The organism is Amycolatopsis sp. NPDC114484 (assembly GCF_055633755.1).
Genome location: NZ_JBVKDQ010000037.1, coordinates 35773 through 50610 on the forward strand (window position 1 = coordinate 35773; position 14838 = coordinate 50610).

The window sequence follows — 14838 nt, forward strand, 5'->3', positions numbered from 1 at the left end:
GCTCCTCACGGAAGGTCGAGCGCCCGCCCGGCGACGATGAGCGACACCCGGTCGCTGTCGGCGGACACCCGGTTGTTGAGTGCGCCCAGCACATCACGGAAAAGCCGCCCGGACACCGTTGCGGGCACCACACCGCTGCCGACCTCGTTGCTGACCGCGACGATCGGCACCCGCGCCTGGCTCCACGCGGCGAGGAAATCCTCGAGCCGGTCGTCCAGTCTGCGCTCCCAGCCCGATTCGCCCGTCCACGCGCCGACCTCGTCGAGCACCCGCGACAGCCAGGTGCCGAGGCAGTCGATCAGCAACGGGCTGGTCGCGTTGCGCAGCACGGTCGCCAGGTCGGTGGTCTCGACCGTCGTCCAGTGGCGCGGGCGGCGGGCCCGGTGCGCCTCGACGCGGGCGGCCCATTCCGGGTCCTCGGCCGACGGGGGCAGCCCGGGAGCGACGTACACGAGGTGGGGGTGGTGCGCGACGAGCCGCTCCGCGTGCCTCGACTTGCCCGAGCGAACCCCGCCGAGAACGAGCACCTTGCCGTCGTCGCGTCCGTACCGGCGGAGGGCCTGCGCCAGGGTTTCGAGAGACCCGGCGAGCCGGTGCGTCAGCTTGGTCATACCCGGCATTCTCTCCCTAGCGCTACGGTTCGCCACGTGCCACTCCGACAAGCCGTCACCGCGGCCGGGCTGATCGCCGGATACGCCGCCGACGCGTGGTTCGGCGACCCGCGCCGGGGACATCCGGTCGCGGCCTTCGGCACCGCCGCTGGCCAGCTGGAACGCTGGTGGTGGGCCGATTCCAAGCCGCGCGGCGCGGCTTACGCGGCGGTCTGCGCGGGGTCGGTCGCGGGACTGGGATTTCTTGCCGAGAGAGCCGCCCGGGACCGGCTGACTGTCCGATTTGTCCTGACTGCTGTGGCCACGTGGGTCGTCCTCGGCGGCCGCGGACTCGCCGCGGAGGGGCGCGAAATGGCGCGATTACTCGAATCGGGTGAATTGCCCGCCGCCCGGCAGCGGCTGAGCCACCTCTGCGCGCGCGACGCCACCGGCCTCGACGCGGCCGAGCTGACCCGCGCGGCCACCGAATCGATCGCCGAGAACACCTCCGACGCGGTCGTCGCGCCGCTGCTGTGGGGTGCGGTCGCGGGTGTTCCCGGGCTGCTCGGGTACCGCGCGCTGAACACGCTCGACGCGATGGTCGGCTACCGCTCGCCGCGGCACCGCGACTTCGGCTGGTTCGCCGCGCGTGCCGACGACTGGGTCAATCTGGTGCCGGCGCGGGTCGGCGCGGTGCTGACGGCGGTGGCCGCGCCGTTGGCAGGCGGGCACGCGCGGTCGGCTTGGCGTGCCTGGCGACGGGACGGGAGCGCGCATCCGAGCCCGAACGCGGGTCAGGTGGAGGCTGCGTTCGCTGGGGCGCTGGACATCCGGCTCGGCGGCACGAATACGTATCACGGCGAGGTCGAGCGCCGGGGCACGCTGGGTGACGGTCGTCCGCCGGGGCCGCGCGATCTGCGCCGGGCGGTGCGGTTGTCGCGGCTGGTGGGGGCGGCGGCGTTGGCGGTCGCGGCGGGGATCGCGGTGGCTCGGTGAGCGGACCGCGGAGCGCGGGGCGGTTCGCCGGGCCGGCCGCCGCGGGGATTACGGTGGCGAGATGAGCGGGCTGCTGATCGCCGGGACCACTTCCGACGCTGGGAAAAGCCTGGTCACCGCCGGAATCTGCCGGTGGTTCGCGCGGCGCGGGGTGCGGGTCGCCCCGTTCAAGGCGCAGAACATGTCGAACAACTCCATGGTCTGCGCGGACGGCGCGGAGATCGGCCGCGCGCAGTGGCTGCAGGCGCGGGCCGCGCGGGTGGAGCCGGAAGCCGCGATGAATCCCGTGCTGCTCAAGCCGGGCAGCGACCGGCGCAGTCACGTCATCGCGCTCGGCAAGCCGTACGGGACCCTCGAAGCCGGGGAGTACGCCACCGGGCGCGCGGGACTCGCGGAGATCGCCTTCGGCGCGTTTGCCGAGTTGCGGCAACGGTTTGACCTCGTCGTCTGCGAGGGCGCGGGCAGTCCGGCGGAGATCAACCTGCGTTCCGGCGACTACGTCAACATGGGCCTCGCGCGGCGGTTTTCCCTGCCGGTCCTGGTGGTCGGCGACATCGACCGCGGCGGGGTGCTGGCCGCGATGTTCGGGACGCTCGCGTTGCTGTCGGCCGAGGACCAAGCGCTGGTGGCGGGTTGGCTGGTCAACAAGTTCCGCGGTGACGTCGGGTTGCTGCGGCCTGGGCTGAACAGCCTGGAGAAGGTCACCGGGCGGCCGGTGCTGGGCGTCCTGCCCTGGCTGGACCGCGTGTGGATCGACTCCGAGGACGCGCTGGCGGCGGCCGGGTGGCGGCACGAAGCCGCTCAACGCGGGTTGCGGGTGGCGGTGGTCCGCTTCCCGAGGGCGTCCAACGCTACCGACGTGGACGCGCTCGCGGCCGAGCCGGGCGTGACGGTGAGTCTGACCGCCGATCCGGATACCGTTATTGCGGCGGATCTGGTCGTGCTGCCGGGCTCTCGGGCCACTGTGGACGATCTGAAGTGGTTGCGCGCACGAGGTTTGGCGGATGCGGTGACCGCCCGGGCTGCGGCGGGGCGTCCGGTGCTGGGGATCTGCGGCGGGTACCAGATGCTCGCGGAGTCCATTGAGGACGATGTCGAATCGGATGCCGGTCTCGTCGAAGGGCTGGGGCTGCTGCCGACCCGCGTGACGTTCGCGGGGGAGAAGGTGCTCGGCCGTCCGACCGGCGAATGGCGCGGACACCGGGTGGACGCTTACGAGATCCACCACGGCAGCGCGGGTCCGGCGGACGCGGAATCGTTTTTGGACGGTTACCGCGTCGGTTCGGTGTGGGGCACGACGTGGCACGGCGCGTGGGAAAACGATGGGTTCCGCCGTGCTTGGCTCGCCGAAGCGGCGGCGCAGGCAGGCATCGAATGGCGGGCCGCCGAGGGTGCGCCGGGGTTCGCGGACCTGCGGGAGGACATGCTCGACCGGCTGGCCGACGCGATCCAGTCCGAAGTGGACACCGGGACGCTGATGGCGCTGGCGGAGGCGGGCGCTCCGGGCGGGCTGCCGTTCGTGCCGCCGGGAGCGCCCTGACCGGTCAGTGCACGACCCGTCCGGTGGTGGGGAAGTCGGTTTCCAGCGTGCACACCGCGTGCTGCTCGGGCGAGTCTGATTTGGACGGTTGCCGCGCGCCCAGGTGAATGTAGTCCGGCGGGACGCTGCTGGCGAAGTACTGCTTGGCTTCGGCGGCACACGCGCTGCGGAGCGAATCGGCGTCGCCGCCGGGCAGCAGGTGGAATACCTCGATGTCGTGCGCGTCCTCGCAGGAGACGGGACTGGCCTTGGTTCCCGAGCGGAAGCAGTCGCCTGGGTTGGCGCGGAAGAGCGGGTCCGAACTGGCTGAAGGACTGGCTACGGCGAGCCCGATCAGGAGCGCTGCCAGCCACGCGCCGCTGATCGACAGCCCGGCGATCGCGAGCCCGCGGCCCGGGTTGCCGAACACACGGATCTGGCGGAGCGCGAGGATCCCGAACGCGATGCTGAGCGGCAGGCTGAACGCCGGGATGGCGAGGATCAGCGACGCGATCGCGAAGCCGTTGGTACCGCGCGGTTCCGTCGGCGGCGGTGGGGCGTCTTCGTAGCTCGGTCCGGTCGGTTTCGGCGGCAGCATGGGGTCCCCTCGGAAATGGCCCCCCGACCCGGCGTCGAGCATAGGGCCTGGCAACCCGTTGCGGGGTAACGATTCAGGCGAGTCCGGCGTCGTGCACGAGGATCGCGACCTGGGTGCGGTTCGCGGCCTCGGTCTTGGCCATGATCCGTCCCAAGTGGACCTTCACGGTCGCCTCGCTGAGCCCGAGCCCGCGGGCGATCTCGGCGTTGCTCGACCCCTGTGCGACGGCCACCGCGACCTCGCGTTCCCTCGGCGTCAGCGGTTCGAGCCGGGCGCGGGCGGGCATCGGGGTGGCGGCGGTGGCGAAGTGCGTCAGCAGCCGACGGGTGATCGACGGCGACAGCATCGCCTCGCCGCTGCCCACCACGTGCATCGCTTTGACCAGCTCGCGCGGCGGCGTGTCCTTGAGGAGAAAACCCGTGGCACCGTGGCGAAGCGCTTCGTGCACGTACTCGTCCAGGTCGAACGTCGTCAGCACGACCACCGCGGGCGCGTCCGGTTCGGCGGTCACCAGGCGGGTCACCTCCAGGCCGTCGACGTCGGGCATCTGGACGTCGGTGAGCACGAGGTCCGGCCGGTGCTCGCGGACGAGCGCGAGCACTCCGCGACCGTCGCCGGCCTCCGCGACCACCTCGATCCCCGGATCGGACTCCAGGATCATCCGGATGCCGCTGCGCACGAGCACCTCGTCGTCGATCAGCAGGACTTTCAGCACGTTTCCTCCGCTCGCAGCGGGAACGCGGCCCGCACCCGGTAGCTTCCCGCTCCGTCCGGACCGGCGCGGAACGTCCCGCCGGTCAGCGTGACGCGTTCGCGCATGCCGATCACCCCGTAGCCCGCGCCGGGCAGCCCGGCCGAATCGGCGAGCGGGTTGGCCACCTCGACCACCAGGTCGTCGTCGGAAGCGGACAGTCGCACGTCGATTGTCGTTCCAGGCGCGTGTTTCGCCGCGTTGGTGAGCGCCTCCTGCACGATCCGGTACGCCGCGCGCCCGATCGGATCGGGCACGTCCGGCATCGGATCCGGCAGGTCGGCGCGCACCTGGGCACCGGCGGCGGCGAGGTCGCCGGCGAGCTGGCGGACCCCGCCCAGCGTCTGCTCCGGCAGCGATCGGGGCTCGGGACCGTCGTCGCGGAGCACCTGCAGGATGTCGCGCAATTCGTTGAGCGCGGCGGAACTCGATTCGCGGATCACCTCGGCGAGCTGCGCGGTCTCGTCGTCCTTGGCCCGCACGGAAAGCGCGCCCGCCTGCAGCGCGACGATACTGACCCGGTGCGCGACGACGTCGTGCATTTCGCGGGCGATCCGCCGCCGCTCGGCTGTCACGGCCCGCTCGCCGAGCAGGTCGCGCTCGCGTTCAGCTTGTTCGGCGCGGTCGCGCAGGGCGGCGAGCAAGGCCGCGCGCTGGTGCATCCACAGTCCGGCCAGCGCCGGGACCCCGGCCATCAACACGACCGCGAGCCCGAACGACTTCCAGTCCGGCGGGGGCCGGGAAAACGACATGGTCAGCCCGACTTCCGCCAGTACGGCGACCGCGGTCGGCCAGCGGAGCCCGCGCAGCGAAGCGACCGTGTAGAGGGTGACCGTGGTGCCCCACATGGGTGGCGTGACGAGCGCGACCCCGACCGACACCAGCATCGCGCACAACGGGAACCGGCGGCGCAGCAGTACGGCCACGAACGTCGCCGCGACCGCGATCGGCCAGAACCACGGATGGTCCGCGTCCGGCAGGTCGCCGGCCAGCGTCAGGCCGAGCACGGCGAGCGCCACGGCCAGGTCGATCAGGTGGTTGCGCACCAAGCCACCGTAGGCCCTGCCCGAAATTCCCCCACTTGGCGGACGTGCGGGAAGAAGCGCCGGGTTGAGCGGTCGGCGAATGCGGCGATCGAGGCGAGCAGACCGTCCAGGTGGGCCTCGTTCGAACCGGCCACGACGGCGACCGGCCGGTCGGGCAGGAAGGTCGCGAGGCTGCGCGGCTTCGGCAGGGCAATCCGGCGGCCGGGGGTCCGCACCGGGTGGCGTCCACGTCGTCCCGTAATCCGCCGTGGACCAGGAAAGCGTGCTCTTCACCGGGTGCTGCCGGGAGGCGTTGCGGTTGCCGGACGGCCGGGCCGGGGTATTCTCCGGGACGTCGCGACCTAACCCAGCCCGGGAGTGCGGATCATGTCCTACGCCGTCGATTTCACCACCGTGTCGACAGCCGGCCTGGAGTCTTCTCCGGTCGCGGACGCGCTCGCCGGGCTGCGGGCCAACGAGGCTCGCTACTTCAAGAACAAGTACGACCACGTGTTCACCGTCGAGCCCGCGGCCGATGTCCCGGAGATCATCGACTGGGTGCACGGGATTCTCAAGGAAGAGCGCGATCTCGTTATTTCCTCGCGGCCGCTGGAGGCCACCGAATTCGAGGTCGACGGCATCCGGATGGCTTACGTCTTCTACGAGAGCGGTCTGTCGATCAACGTCATGTACACCCTCGAGGACGGCGGCAAGCGCGCCGTCGGGTTCAAGCTCTCCGACGGGATGGACGTCCCCGAGGAACTCGCCGACAAGTTCAAGTTCGCGCGCCAGAAGTCGAAGCTCGCCGGGACGATCCGCGGGTCCTACTTCGTCATCAAGAACGAGCACTGACCCGAAGCGCGGCGCTGCGCAGGCACAACAGGAGCGGCAGGGAGCTGTCGTCGCGCAGCCGGGACGGCAGCGCGTTCGCTTCGCTCAGCGGCACGCCGTCGGCAAGTTCTTGGCCTAGCGCGGCCAGATCGACTTCCAGGACGGTGACTCCGGCGCTGTAGAGCCGTTCCGCGCCCTTCGCCCGGCGGCTGGTGAGTTCGGTGCTGTCGACGGACAGCTGGGTGACGCCGAAGAATTCCGGTTTCGCGCCGCGTTCGAGCCAGCGGGCGAAGCCGGTCAGCCGCGTCGAGGAGATCTCACCGGGCCGGACGGCGGCTTCCTCGCACAGTTCGCGTTCCATCCCCGCGCACACCGCGGTGTGCAAGGTCCGGCGGGTTCCTCCTTGCGCGGTAAGGAGATCCTGCGGTTCGAGGCTGCCGCTTCCGGACGGCGCGAGCAGCAGCCCGCTGGCCGAGTTCCGGGCGGACTGCCGGACGACGACGAGCAGGCCGTCGGACGTGAACGCGATCGTGGACACGCCGACGAGATCGGCGAGCGTGCTCGCGGACAGAGTACGGAGGGCACCGGACGAGTCGGTCAGTTCCTCGCGGCGCAGGTCGTATTCGCGGCCGTCGGCGGTGTTCGTGATGCGCAGCGAGGCCAGTTCGTTGGTGCAGACCGCGTCGAAGAACCGGGCGCGATGCAGGACGATCGGTGCCGGGCGCGCCCCGGTGACCGGCAGCGGTTCGCCGCGCATGCCGACGATCGGGCCGTTGAACAGCAACCTGCCGCGAGCCCGCAACGGCAGCACGTGCGGTGCGGTGGCCTTCAGCTTCGCGGGCAGCCGGTACGGATCCTCGGCGACCGTGATGCTGAAGGTGTTCTCGGCGAGCGCCGCGTCGATGGCGTCGCTGACCAATGCCGTGCCACGGGCGGGAATCGCCACGTACTGCGCGTCGGGATAGGCGCGCGGCGGCGGCGTGTCCGAGATCGGGAACGGCGCGGCGATCGCGGTGAACTCGTAGCCCGCCCACCGTTTCCGCAGCAAGCGGATGTCCCGCCCGAGCGTCAGCAGGCCGAGCAGGAGCGCGACGATCGACACCGCGACGCCGAACGCGCTCGGCAGGATCGTGACCGCTCCGAGCACGACCCCGAGCGCGGACACGGCGACCGGCCATTCCCCGGCGCCGACGAAGAAGAGCTAGTCGGCCGTGGCCCGGGCCCGGCGGGTCAGTTTTCCCATCGCCGCACTGTTCTAGCACGGGATCGGCCGCCGGGTCACCGGATCGGGCGAAAAGGTGGCTACAGCGAGATCGTGCAGTAGAGGTGGTGGCCGTCCGCGCTGGCGCCTGCGGCCAGGGCGGCGAGTTCCTTGAGGAACGTGACGATGTGCTCAGCCTCGACGTCTTCCTCGTGCTGCTCGGCGAAGGCGGCGGCAGCGCCTCGGCGAGCGGCGTCGTCGGCGGTGGCGAGTGCGTCGCGAAAGGAATCGGCCGGCGACAGCACCACGGCCTCGCCTTCGTCGAGGAGCGCGACCTCCCGGCCGCGGTCGGGCTCGGCCTCGACCTCCGCGGTGGTCCTGCGGGTGAGGGACGCCTCGACGGGCAGCAGATCCGTGATCGGATCGGCGCCCTTCACAACGAGTTCGGCGTAGCCCGCGCAACGGGCATTTTCCGGATCCTCGAACGCAAGCGCGGCCATGGCGTCGTCCGTCGCGACGAAGTAGTCGTAGAGCACCAGCAGAGAATAGCCAGTAAAACCCGTTGTGCCGCAACGAAAAATACTCACTGAGTGCCCTCATTCGCCCAACGCGCCACAAAAGGGGACAGCGAGCAGGCCGAACGGCGCAATAAGAAGGGCGGGTGCGACGCCGTTGTCACACCCGCCCGGCAGCCGGGACCAGCGCGGCGGCAGTGACGCGTCGATCCCGAAACTGAACGGAGCGAAGCGCGGCGGCAGTGCCGCGCTCGCCCCGAGACTGAACGGAGCAGGCGCGGCGACGTTGACGCGCCTGCTCCGAGTTCTCAGGAGATCGGCCGGTCCGTCGGCGCGATCGGGGCCGGGAGCACGCCCCGGCCGGTCAGGAAGGCGTCCACGCCGGCCGCGCACGAGCGGCCCTCCGCGATGGCCCACACGATCAGCGACTGCCCGCGGCCCATGTCGCCCGCCACGAACACATTGTCCACAGTGGTCTTGAAGTTCTTGTCGCGCACGACATTGCCGCGCTGGTCCAGATCCACGCCCAGTTCGGTCAGCAGACCTTCGCGCTGCGGGCCGAGGAAGCCCATCGCCAGCAGCACCAGCTGCGCGGGCAGCTCGGTCTCGGTGCCTCCGACCGGCACGAACTTGCCGCCCTCGTTGCGCACCTCCACCAGCTTCAGCGCGCGCACCCGGCCGTCCTCATCGGACAGGAACTCCTGGGTGTTGACCGAGTACAGCCGTTCGCCGCCCTCTTCGTGCGCGGAGGTGACCCGGTAGATCATCGGGTACGTCGGCCACGGGTGCGCGTCCGAACGGGACTCCGGCGGCTTCGGCATGATCTCCAGCTGGGTCACCGATTTCGCGCCCTGCCGGTGCGACGTGCCGACGCAGTCCGCGCCGGTGTCGCCGCCGCCGATGACCACGACGTCGAGGCCCTTGGCCGAGTACGGCGACTCCTCGAGTTCGCCGGAAGCGACCCGGTTGGCCGGCGGCAGGAACTCCATCGCCTGGTAGATGCCCTCGGCCGAACGGCCTTCGATCGGCAGGTCTCGCCACGCCGTCGCGCCGCCCGCCAGGACCACCGCGTCGTGGTTGTCCCGGAGCTCCTCGACGGTGACGTCCACGCCGACGTTCACCGACGTCCGGAATTCCGTGCCCTCGGCCCGCATCTGGTCGAGGCGGCGGTCGAGGCGGAACTTCTCCATCTTGAACTCGGGAATGCCGTACCGCAGCAGCCCGCCGATCTTGTCCGCGCGCTCGTAGACCACGACGGTGTGGCCCGCGCGGGTCAGCTGCTGCGCCGCGGCCAGACCGGACGGACCGGACCCGACCACCGCGACCTTCTTGCCGGTCTTCGCGACCGGAACCTGCGGCGTGACCCAGCCTTCCTCGAAGGCCCGGTCGATGATCGAGATCTCGACCCGCTTGATCGACACCGGGTCGTCGTTGATGCCGAGCACGCACGCGGTCTCGCACGGCGCCGGGCACAGCGTGCCGGTGAACTCCGGGAAGTTGTTCGTGGCGTGCAGCCGTTCCGCCGCCTGCTGCCAGTCCTCCCGCCACACCAGCGTGTTCCACTCCGGGATCAGGTTCCCGAGCGGACAGCCCTGGTGACAGAACGGGATGCCGCAGTCCATGCAGCGCCCGGCCTGCTTTTCCAGCTTGGTCGACGCGAAGTCCTCGTAGACCTCTCGCCAGTCCATCAGCCGCAGGTCCACCGGACGCCGCTTGGGTTCCTCGCGCGTGGTGGTCAGAAAGCCCTTGGGGTCAGCCATGTGCGGCCTCCATGATCGCCTCGTTCACGTCCCGGCCGTCGCGCTCGGCCGCCACCTGAGCGGCGAGGACGCGCTTGTAGTCCTTCGGCATGACCTTGCCGAACCGGTCGACCGCACTGTCCCAGTCCGCCAGCAAGGCCCGCGCGACGGCGGATTCGGTTTCGTTGTAATGCTTTTCGATGGTTTCGCGGAGGAAGTCGACGTCCGCGGTGTCCAGCGGGTCGATGTCGACCATCTCCGGGTTGACCCGGTGCGCGGGCAGGTCCAGCACGTACGCGACGCCGCCGGACATGCCTGCCGCGAAGTTGCGGCCGACGCGGCCCAGCACGACCATCCGGCCGCCGGTCATGTACTCGCCGCCGTGGTCGCCCACGCCTTCGACAACGGCCAGCGCGCCGGAGTTGCGCACGCAGAACCGTTCGCCGACCTGGCCGCGGATGAAGATCTCGCCGCTCGTGGCCCCGTACGCGATCACGTTGCCCGCGATGATGTGGTCTTCCGCGACGATCGGCGATTCCTTCGGCGGCCGCACGATGATCCGTCCGCCGGACAGGCCCTTGCCGACGTAGTCGTTGCCGTCGCCGTAGAGCCGCAGCGTGATGCCCTTCGGAATGAACGCGCCGAACGACTGGCCCGCGGTGCCGGTGAAGGTGACGTCGATGGTGTCGTCGGGAAGCCCTTCGCCGCCCCACTTCTTCGTCAGCTCCGAGCCGAGCATGGTGCCGACGGTCCGGTTCACGTTGCGCACCGGCAGTTCCAGCCGCACCTTGTCGCCCGCCGCCAGCGCGCCCTCGGCGAGCTGGATGAGCGTGTTGTCGAGCGCCTTGTCCAGCCCGTGGTCCTGCTTGACGGTCTGGTGCCGCACCGCGCGCGGCGGCAGCTCGGGCACGTGGAAGATCGGCGACAGGTCGAGCCCGGCGGCCTTCCAGTGGTCGACCGCCTTGCGCTTGTCGAGCAGCTCGGCGTGTCCCACGGCCTCCTCGACGGACCGGAATCCCAGCTCCGCCAGGTATTCCCGGACCTCCTGGGCGATGAACTCGAAGAAGTTCACCACGTACTCCGCCTTGCCGCTGAACTTCTCGCGCAGCTTCGGGTTCTGCGTCGCGACGCCGACCGGGCAGGTGTCGAGGTGGCACACGCGCATCATGATGCAGCCCGACACCACCAGCGGCGCGGTCGCGAAACCGAACTCCTCGGCGCCCAGCAGCATCGCGATCATGACGTCGCGGCCGGTCTTGAGCTGGCCGTCGGTCTGCACCACGATCCGGTCGCGCAGCCGGTTGGCCAGCAGCGTCTGCTGCGTTTCGGCCAGGCCCAGCTCCCACGGTCCGCCCGCGTGCTTGATCGAGGACAGCGGCGAGGCGCCGGTTCCGCCGTCGTGGCCGGAGATCAGCACGACGTCCGCGTGCGCCTTGGACACACCGGCGGCGACCGTGCCGACGCCGACCTCGGACACGAGCTTCACGTGGATGCGCGCGTCCGGGTTGGCGTTCTTGAGGTCGTGGATCAGCTGCGCCAAGTCCTCAATGGAGTAAATATCGTGGTGCGGCGGCGGGGAAATCAGCCCGACGCCCGGCGTGGAGTGCCGCGTCTTCGCGATCCACGGGTACACCTTGCCGCCGGGCAGCTGCCCGCCCTCGCCGGGCTTCGCGCCCTGCGCCATCTTGATCTGGATGTCGTCGGCGTTGACGAGGTACTCGCTGGTGACACCGAACCGGCCCGACGCGACCTGCTTGACCGCGCTCCTGCGCTCCGGGTCGTACAGCCGCTCCGGGTCCTCGCCGCCCTCGCCGGTGTTCGACTTCCCGCCGAGGCGGTTCATCGCGATCGCCAGCGTCTGGTGCATTTCCATCGAGATCGAGCCGTACGAGATGGCTCCGGTGGCGAACCGCTTCACGATCTCCGAAACCGGCTCGACCTCCTCGATCGGCACCGGCTTGCGGTCGCCGTACTTGAAGTCGAACAGCCCGCGCAGCGTCAGCAGTTTCTCGGCCTGGTCGTTGACCGCCTTCGTGTACTCCTTGAAGACGTCGTACTTCCCGGCGCGCGTGGAGTGCTGCAGCTTGAACACCGTCTGCGGGTTGAACAGGTGCGGCTCGCCTTCGCGCCGCCACTGGTAGTCCGCGCCGGTTTCCAGCTCGCGGTGGCTCGCCCGGACGCCGTCGGACGGGAACGCCCGCACGTGCCGCTGCGAAACCTCCTCGGCGAGGGTGTCGAAGCCGACGCCGCCGAGCCGCGAAGTCGTTCCGGTGAAACAGGTGTCGATCACTTCGGCGCCGAGGCCGACCGCCTCGAAGATCTGCGCGCCGGTGTAGGAGGCCACCGTCGAAACGCCCATCTTCGACATGGTCTTGCGGACACCCTTGCCGAGCGCCTTGATCAGGTTCGTGGTGGCCTGCTTGGGAGTCACGCCCGGGATGAGGCCCCGGTGCGCCATCTCCTCGACGGTCGCCATCGCCAGATACGGGTTCACCGCGGCCACGCCGTAACCGACCAGCAGCGCGATGTGGTGCACCTCGCGCGCGTCGCCCGCCTCCACGATGAGGCCGACCTGCGTGCGCGTCTTCTCCCGCACCAGGTGGTGGTGCACCGCGCCGGTGAGCAGCAGGGACGGAATCGGCGCGTGGTCGGCGTCGACCCCGCGGTCGGACAGCACGATCAGCCGCGCGCCGTCCTCGATCGCCTCGGACACCTCGGCGCGGATCTCGTCGAGACGCTGCAGCAGCGCGTCTCCGCCGCCGTTGACCTTGTACCGGCCCATGACGGTGACCGCCTGGAACTCCGGCAGGTCGCCGTCGTCGTTGACGTGCACCAGTTTCGCGAGCTGGTCGTTGTCCAGCACCGGGAACGGCAGCACGATCCGGCGGCACGACGTCGAGTCCGCGGCCAGCAGGTTCGGCTCCGCGCCGATCTGCGTGCCGAGCGCGGTCACCAGCTCCTCGCGGATCGCGTCCAGCGGCGGGTTGGTCACCTGGGCGAACAGCTGGATGAAGTAGTCGAACAACGGACGCGAACCCGACGAAAGGGACGCGAGCGGCGAATCGTTGCCCATCGACCCGATCGGCTCCGCACCGGTGCGGGCCATCGGCTCGAGGATGGTTTCGAGCTCTTCCTCGGTGTAGCCGAATGCCTGCTGACGACGCACGAGCGCGGCGTGCAGCGGGACCTCGCGGTCGCGCTCGGGCAGCTCCTCCAGACGGAGCAGCCCGGCGTCGACCCATTCGTCGTACGGGTGCTCGGAAGCGAGCTGGCCCTTGACCTCCTCGTCCTCGACGATCCGCCCGGCGACGGTGTCCACGAGGAACATCCGGCCCGGCTCCAGCCGTCCCTTGCGGACGATCTTCGCCTGGTCCAGCTCCAGCACGCCGACCTCGCTGGCGAGCACGACGAGCCCGTCGTCGGTCACCCAGTACCGGCCGGGGCGCAGGCCGTTGCGGTCCAGCACCGCGCCGATCTGCGCGCCGTCGGTGAACGCCACCAGCGCCGGCCCGTCCCACGGCTCCATGAGCGTGGAGTGGAATTCGTAGAAGGCGCGGCGCGCGGGGTCCATCTCCTGATGGTTCTCCCAGGCCTCCGGGATCATCATCAGCACCGAATGCGGCAGCGACCGGCCGCCCAGGTGCAGCAGCTCCAGCACCTCGTCGAACGACGCCGAGTCGCTCGCGCCGCGCGTGATGACCGGGTAGATCCGCTTGAGGTCGCCCGGGATCAGGTCGGTCTCCAGCAGCGCCTCGCGGGCGTCCATCCAGTTGCGGTTGCCCTTGAGCGTGTTGATCTCGCCGTTGTGCGCCACGTAGCGGTACGGGTGCGCGAGCGGCCACGACGGGAAAGTGTTGGTGGAGAAGCGGGAGTGCACCAGGCCGATGGCGCTCGTCACGCGCTCGTCGGCGAGGTCGAGGAAGAACTTCTCGACCTGCGGCTCGGTCAGCATTCCCTTGTAGACGATCGTGCGCGAGGACAGCGACGGGAAGTACACGTCGTCCTCGACCAGCTCGTGCTCGGCGCGCTTGCGCACGCAGAAGGCGGCGCGCTCGAGCGCGAGGCCGTCGAGATTGTTCTTGCGCCCGGCCAGGAACAGCTGGGTGAAGTGCGGCATGGTCTGCGCCGCGGTCGGACCGCAGTGCGCGGTGTCGACCGGCAGCTCGCGCCAGCCCACCACGCGCATGTCCTCCTCGGCGGCGATCCGCTCGATGGTGGTCATGGCGCGGCCGCGGCGCTTTTCGTCCTTCGGCAGGAACGCGGTGCCGACGGCGTAGCTGCCTTCCGGCGGCAGCTCGAACCCGGCGACCTCGCGGTAGAACGCGTCGGGCACCTGGATGAGCAGGCCCGCGCCGTCGCCGGTGTCCGGTTCCGCCCCGCGTGCCCCGCGATGTTCCAGGTTCTTCAGCGCGACAAGGGCTTTCGCCACGATCTGATGGTCTCGGCGACCGGTCAGGTCCGCGACGAACGCCACCCCGCAGGCATCGTGCTCGTAAGCGGGGTCATAGAGGCCGTCAATGGCCGGGGTGCTCGAACGGTGGGTCACGGCTGGCCGCCTCCCAAGGCGTTGGCGCGGTTTCTTTCACTCCGAAGGGGGGTTCATCACTGAACCGGTTAACGAAGTGGTCCGAAACCGCGATGGTCAGTCGAGAAGGGAAACCATCCGGTGCCTCCGCTCTCGCGAGGCGCGGCACTGCGTCGCGATGCGTGGCTGACCGCGGCCGGTCGCAGACCGGTCCGGGTGCCGGATGGTTTGTCACCGCACGGCGATGGGCGGCGGAAAAAAGTTCTGCACGTCGCTGTACAGGCGCACGCGCCGGGGTCGGTCAGCCTGTGTGGTGGGGGCCAGCCGGGGCGCGTGGTGGTGACTCCCGGGTTCGCCGGGTCTTATGACGATAGTGTGAATTCGCTGTGATCGACATACGTCATCGCGCTCTCGTGGGAAAGACCACGCATACGTTGACGCCCTCCGGGGTACTCCCATATGTCGGGCCGTCTCTCCCGGCACGCGGTCAGTCAGGGTGCTGACCTGCGCAAACCTGCCTGTCTGCCCGGTGTCAACCCCGCGTCCGC

General features: G+C 70.1%; 11 protein-coding genes. 3 read left to right on the forward strand and 8 right to left on the reverse strand.

The window, feature by feature from the left end; all coding sequences use genetic code 11:
- Positions 1–5: 5 nt before the first annotated feature.
- Positions 6–611, reverse strand: coding sequence for a bifunctional adenosylcobinamide kinase/adenosylcobinamide-phosphate guanylyltransferase (locus ACZ7SW_RS43110; protein WP_470236155.1), 606 nt, complete (start codon positions 609–611; stop codon positions 6–8).
- Positions 612–647: 36 nt separating this feature from the next.
- Here ACZ7SW_RS43110 and ACZ7SW_RS43115 point away from each other — a divergent pair, with 36 nt between their 5' ends.
- The gene (locus ACZ7SW_RS43115) at positions 648–1586 is read left to right on the forward strand and encodes a cobalamin biosynthesis protein (RefSeq protein ID WP_470236156.1); all 939 of its coding nucleotides are present in this window, start codon (positions 648–650) and stop codon (positions 1584–1586) included.
- 61 nt (positions 1587–1647) lie between these two features.
- Positions 1648–3126 (forward strand): cobyric acid synthase, encoded by a 1479-nt coding sequence (locus ACZ7SW_RS43120; protein WP_470236157.1) that lies wholly within the window; start codon positions 1648–1650, stop codon positions 3124–3126.
- 4 nt (positions 3127–3130) lie between these two features.
- Here the strand turns inward: ACZ7SW_RS43120 and ACZ7SW_RS43125 are convergent, their stop codons facing one another.
- The 3 genes from ACZ7SW_RS43125 to ACZ7SW_RS43135 form a co-directional block, all read right to left on the reverse strand.
- A complete protein-coding gene (locus tag ACZ7SW_RS43125; protein ID WP_470236158.1) occupies positions 3131–3703 on the reverse strand; it encodes a DUF4190 domain-containing protein in 573 nt (190 codons plus the stop codon).
- Between the two features lie 73 nt (positions 3704–3776).
- The gene (locus tag ACZ7SW_RS43130; RefSeq protein ID WP_470236159.1) at positions 3777–4418 is read right to left on the reverse strand and encodes a response regulator; all 642 of its coding nucleotides are present in this window, start codon (positions 4416–4418) and stop codon (positions 3777–3779) included.
- Positions 4412–5500, reverse strand: coding sequence for a sensor histidine kinase (locus ACZ7SW_RS43135; RefSeq protein ID WP_470236160.1), 1089 nt, complete (start codon positions 5498–5500; stop codon positions 4412–4414). Before ACZ7SW_RS43135 ends, ACZ7SW_RS43130 begins: the two co-directional genes overlap by 7 nt.
- A 366-nt stretch (positions 5501–5866) precedes the next feature.
- On the opposite strand from ACZ7SW_RS43135, the gene ACZ7SW_RS43140 reads away from it, so the two are divergent.
- A complete protein-coding gene (locus ACZ7SW_RS43140; protein WP_470236161.1) occupies positions 5867–6331 on the forward strand; it encodes a phage tail protein in 465 nt (154 codons plus the stop codon).
- On the opposite strand, the gene ACZ7SW_RS43145 is transcribed toward ACZ7SW_RS43140, so the two are convergent.
- The 4 genes from ACZ7SW_RS43145 to gltB all read right to left on the reverse strand — a co-directional run bounded on the left by ACZ7SW_RS43145 (position 6315) and on the right by gltB (position 14311).
- Positions 6315–7475, reverse strand: a complete 1161-nt coding sequence (locus tag ACZ7SW_RS43145; RefSeq protein ID WP_470236162.1) for a hypothetical protein — start codon at positions 7473–7475, stop codon at positions 6315–6317. The genes ACZ7SW_RS43140 and ACZ7SW_RS43145 overlap by 17 nt on opposite strands.
- A 137-nt stretch (positions 7476–7612) precedes the next feature.
- A complete protein-coding gene (locus ACZ7SW_RS43150) occupies positions 7613–8047 on the reverse strand; it encodes a hypothetical protein (protein ID WP_470236163.1) in 435 nt (144 codons plus the stop codon).
- Positions 8048–8334: 287 nt separating this feature from the next.
- Positions 8335–9786 carry a glutamate synthase subunit beta gene (locus ACZ7SW_RS43155; RefSeq protein WP_470236164.1) on the reverse strand — a complete coding sequence of 484 codons (1452 nt, stop codon included), beginning with the start codon at positions 9784–9786 and terminating at the stop codon, positions 8335–8337.
- Positions 9779–14311: a glutamate synthase large subunit gene (gene gltB, locus ACZ7SW_RS43160; protein WP_470236165.1), complete on the reverse strand. Its 4533-nt coding sequence runs from the start codon at positions 14309–14311 to the stop codon at positions 9779–9781. The genes ACZ7SW_RS43155 and gltB overlap by 8 nt, the downstream gene beginning before the upstream one ends.
- Between the last annotated feature and the right edge of the window lie 527 nt (positions 14312–14838).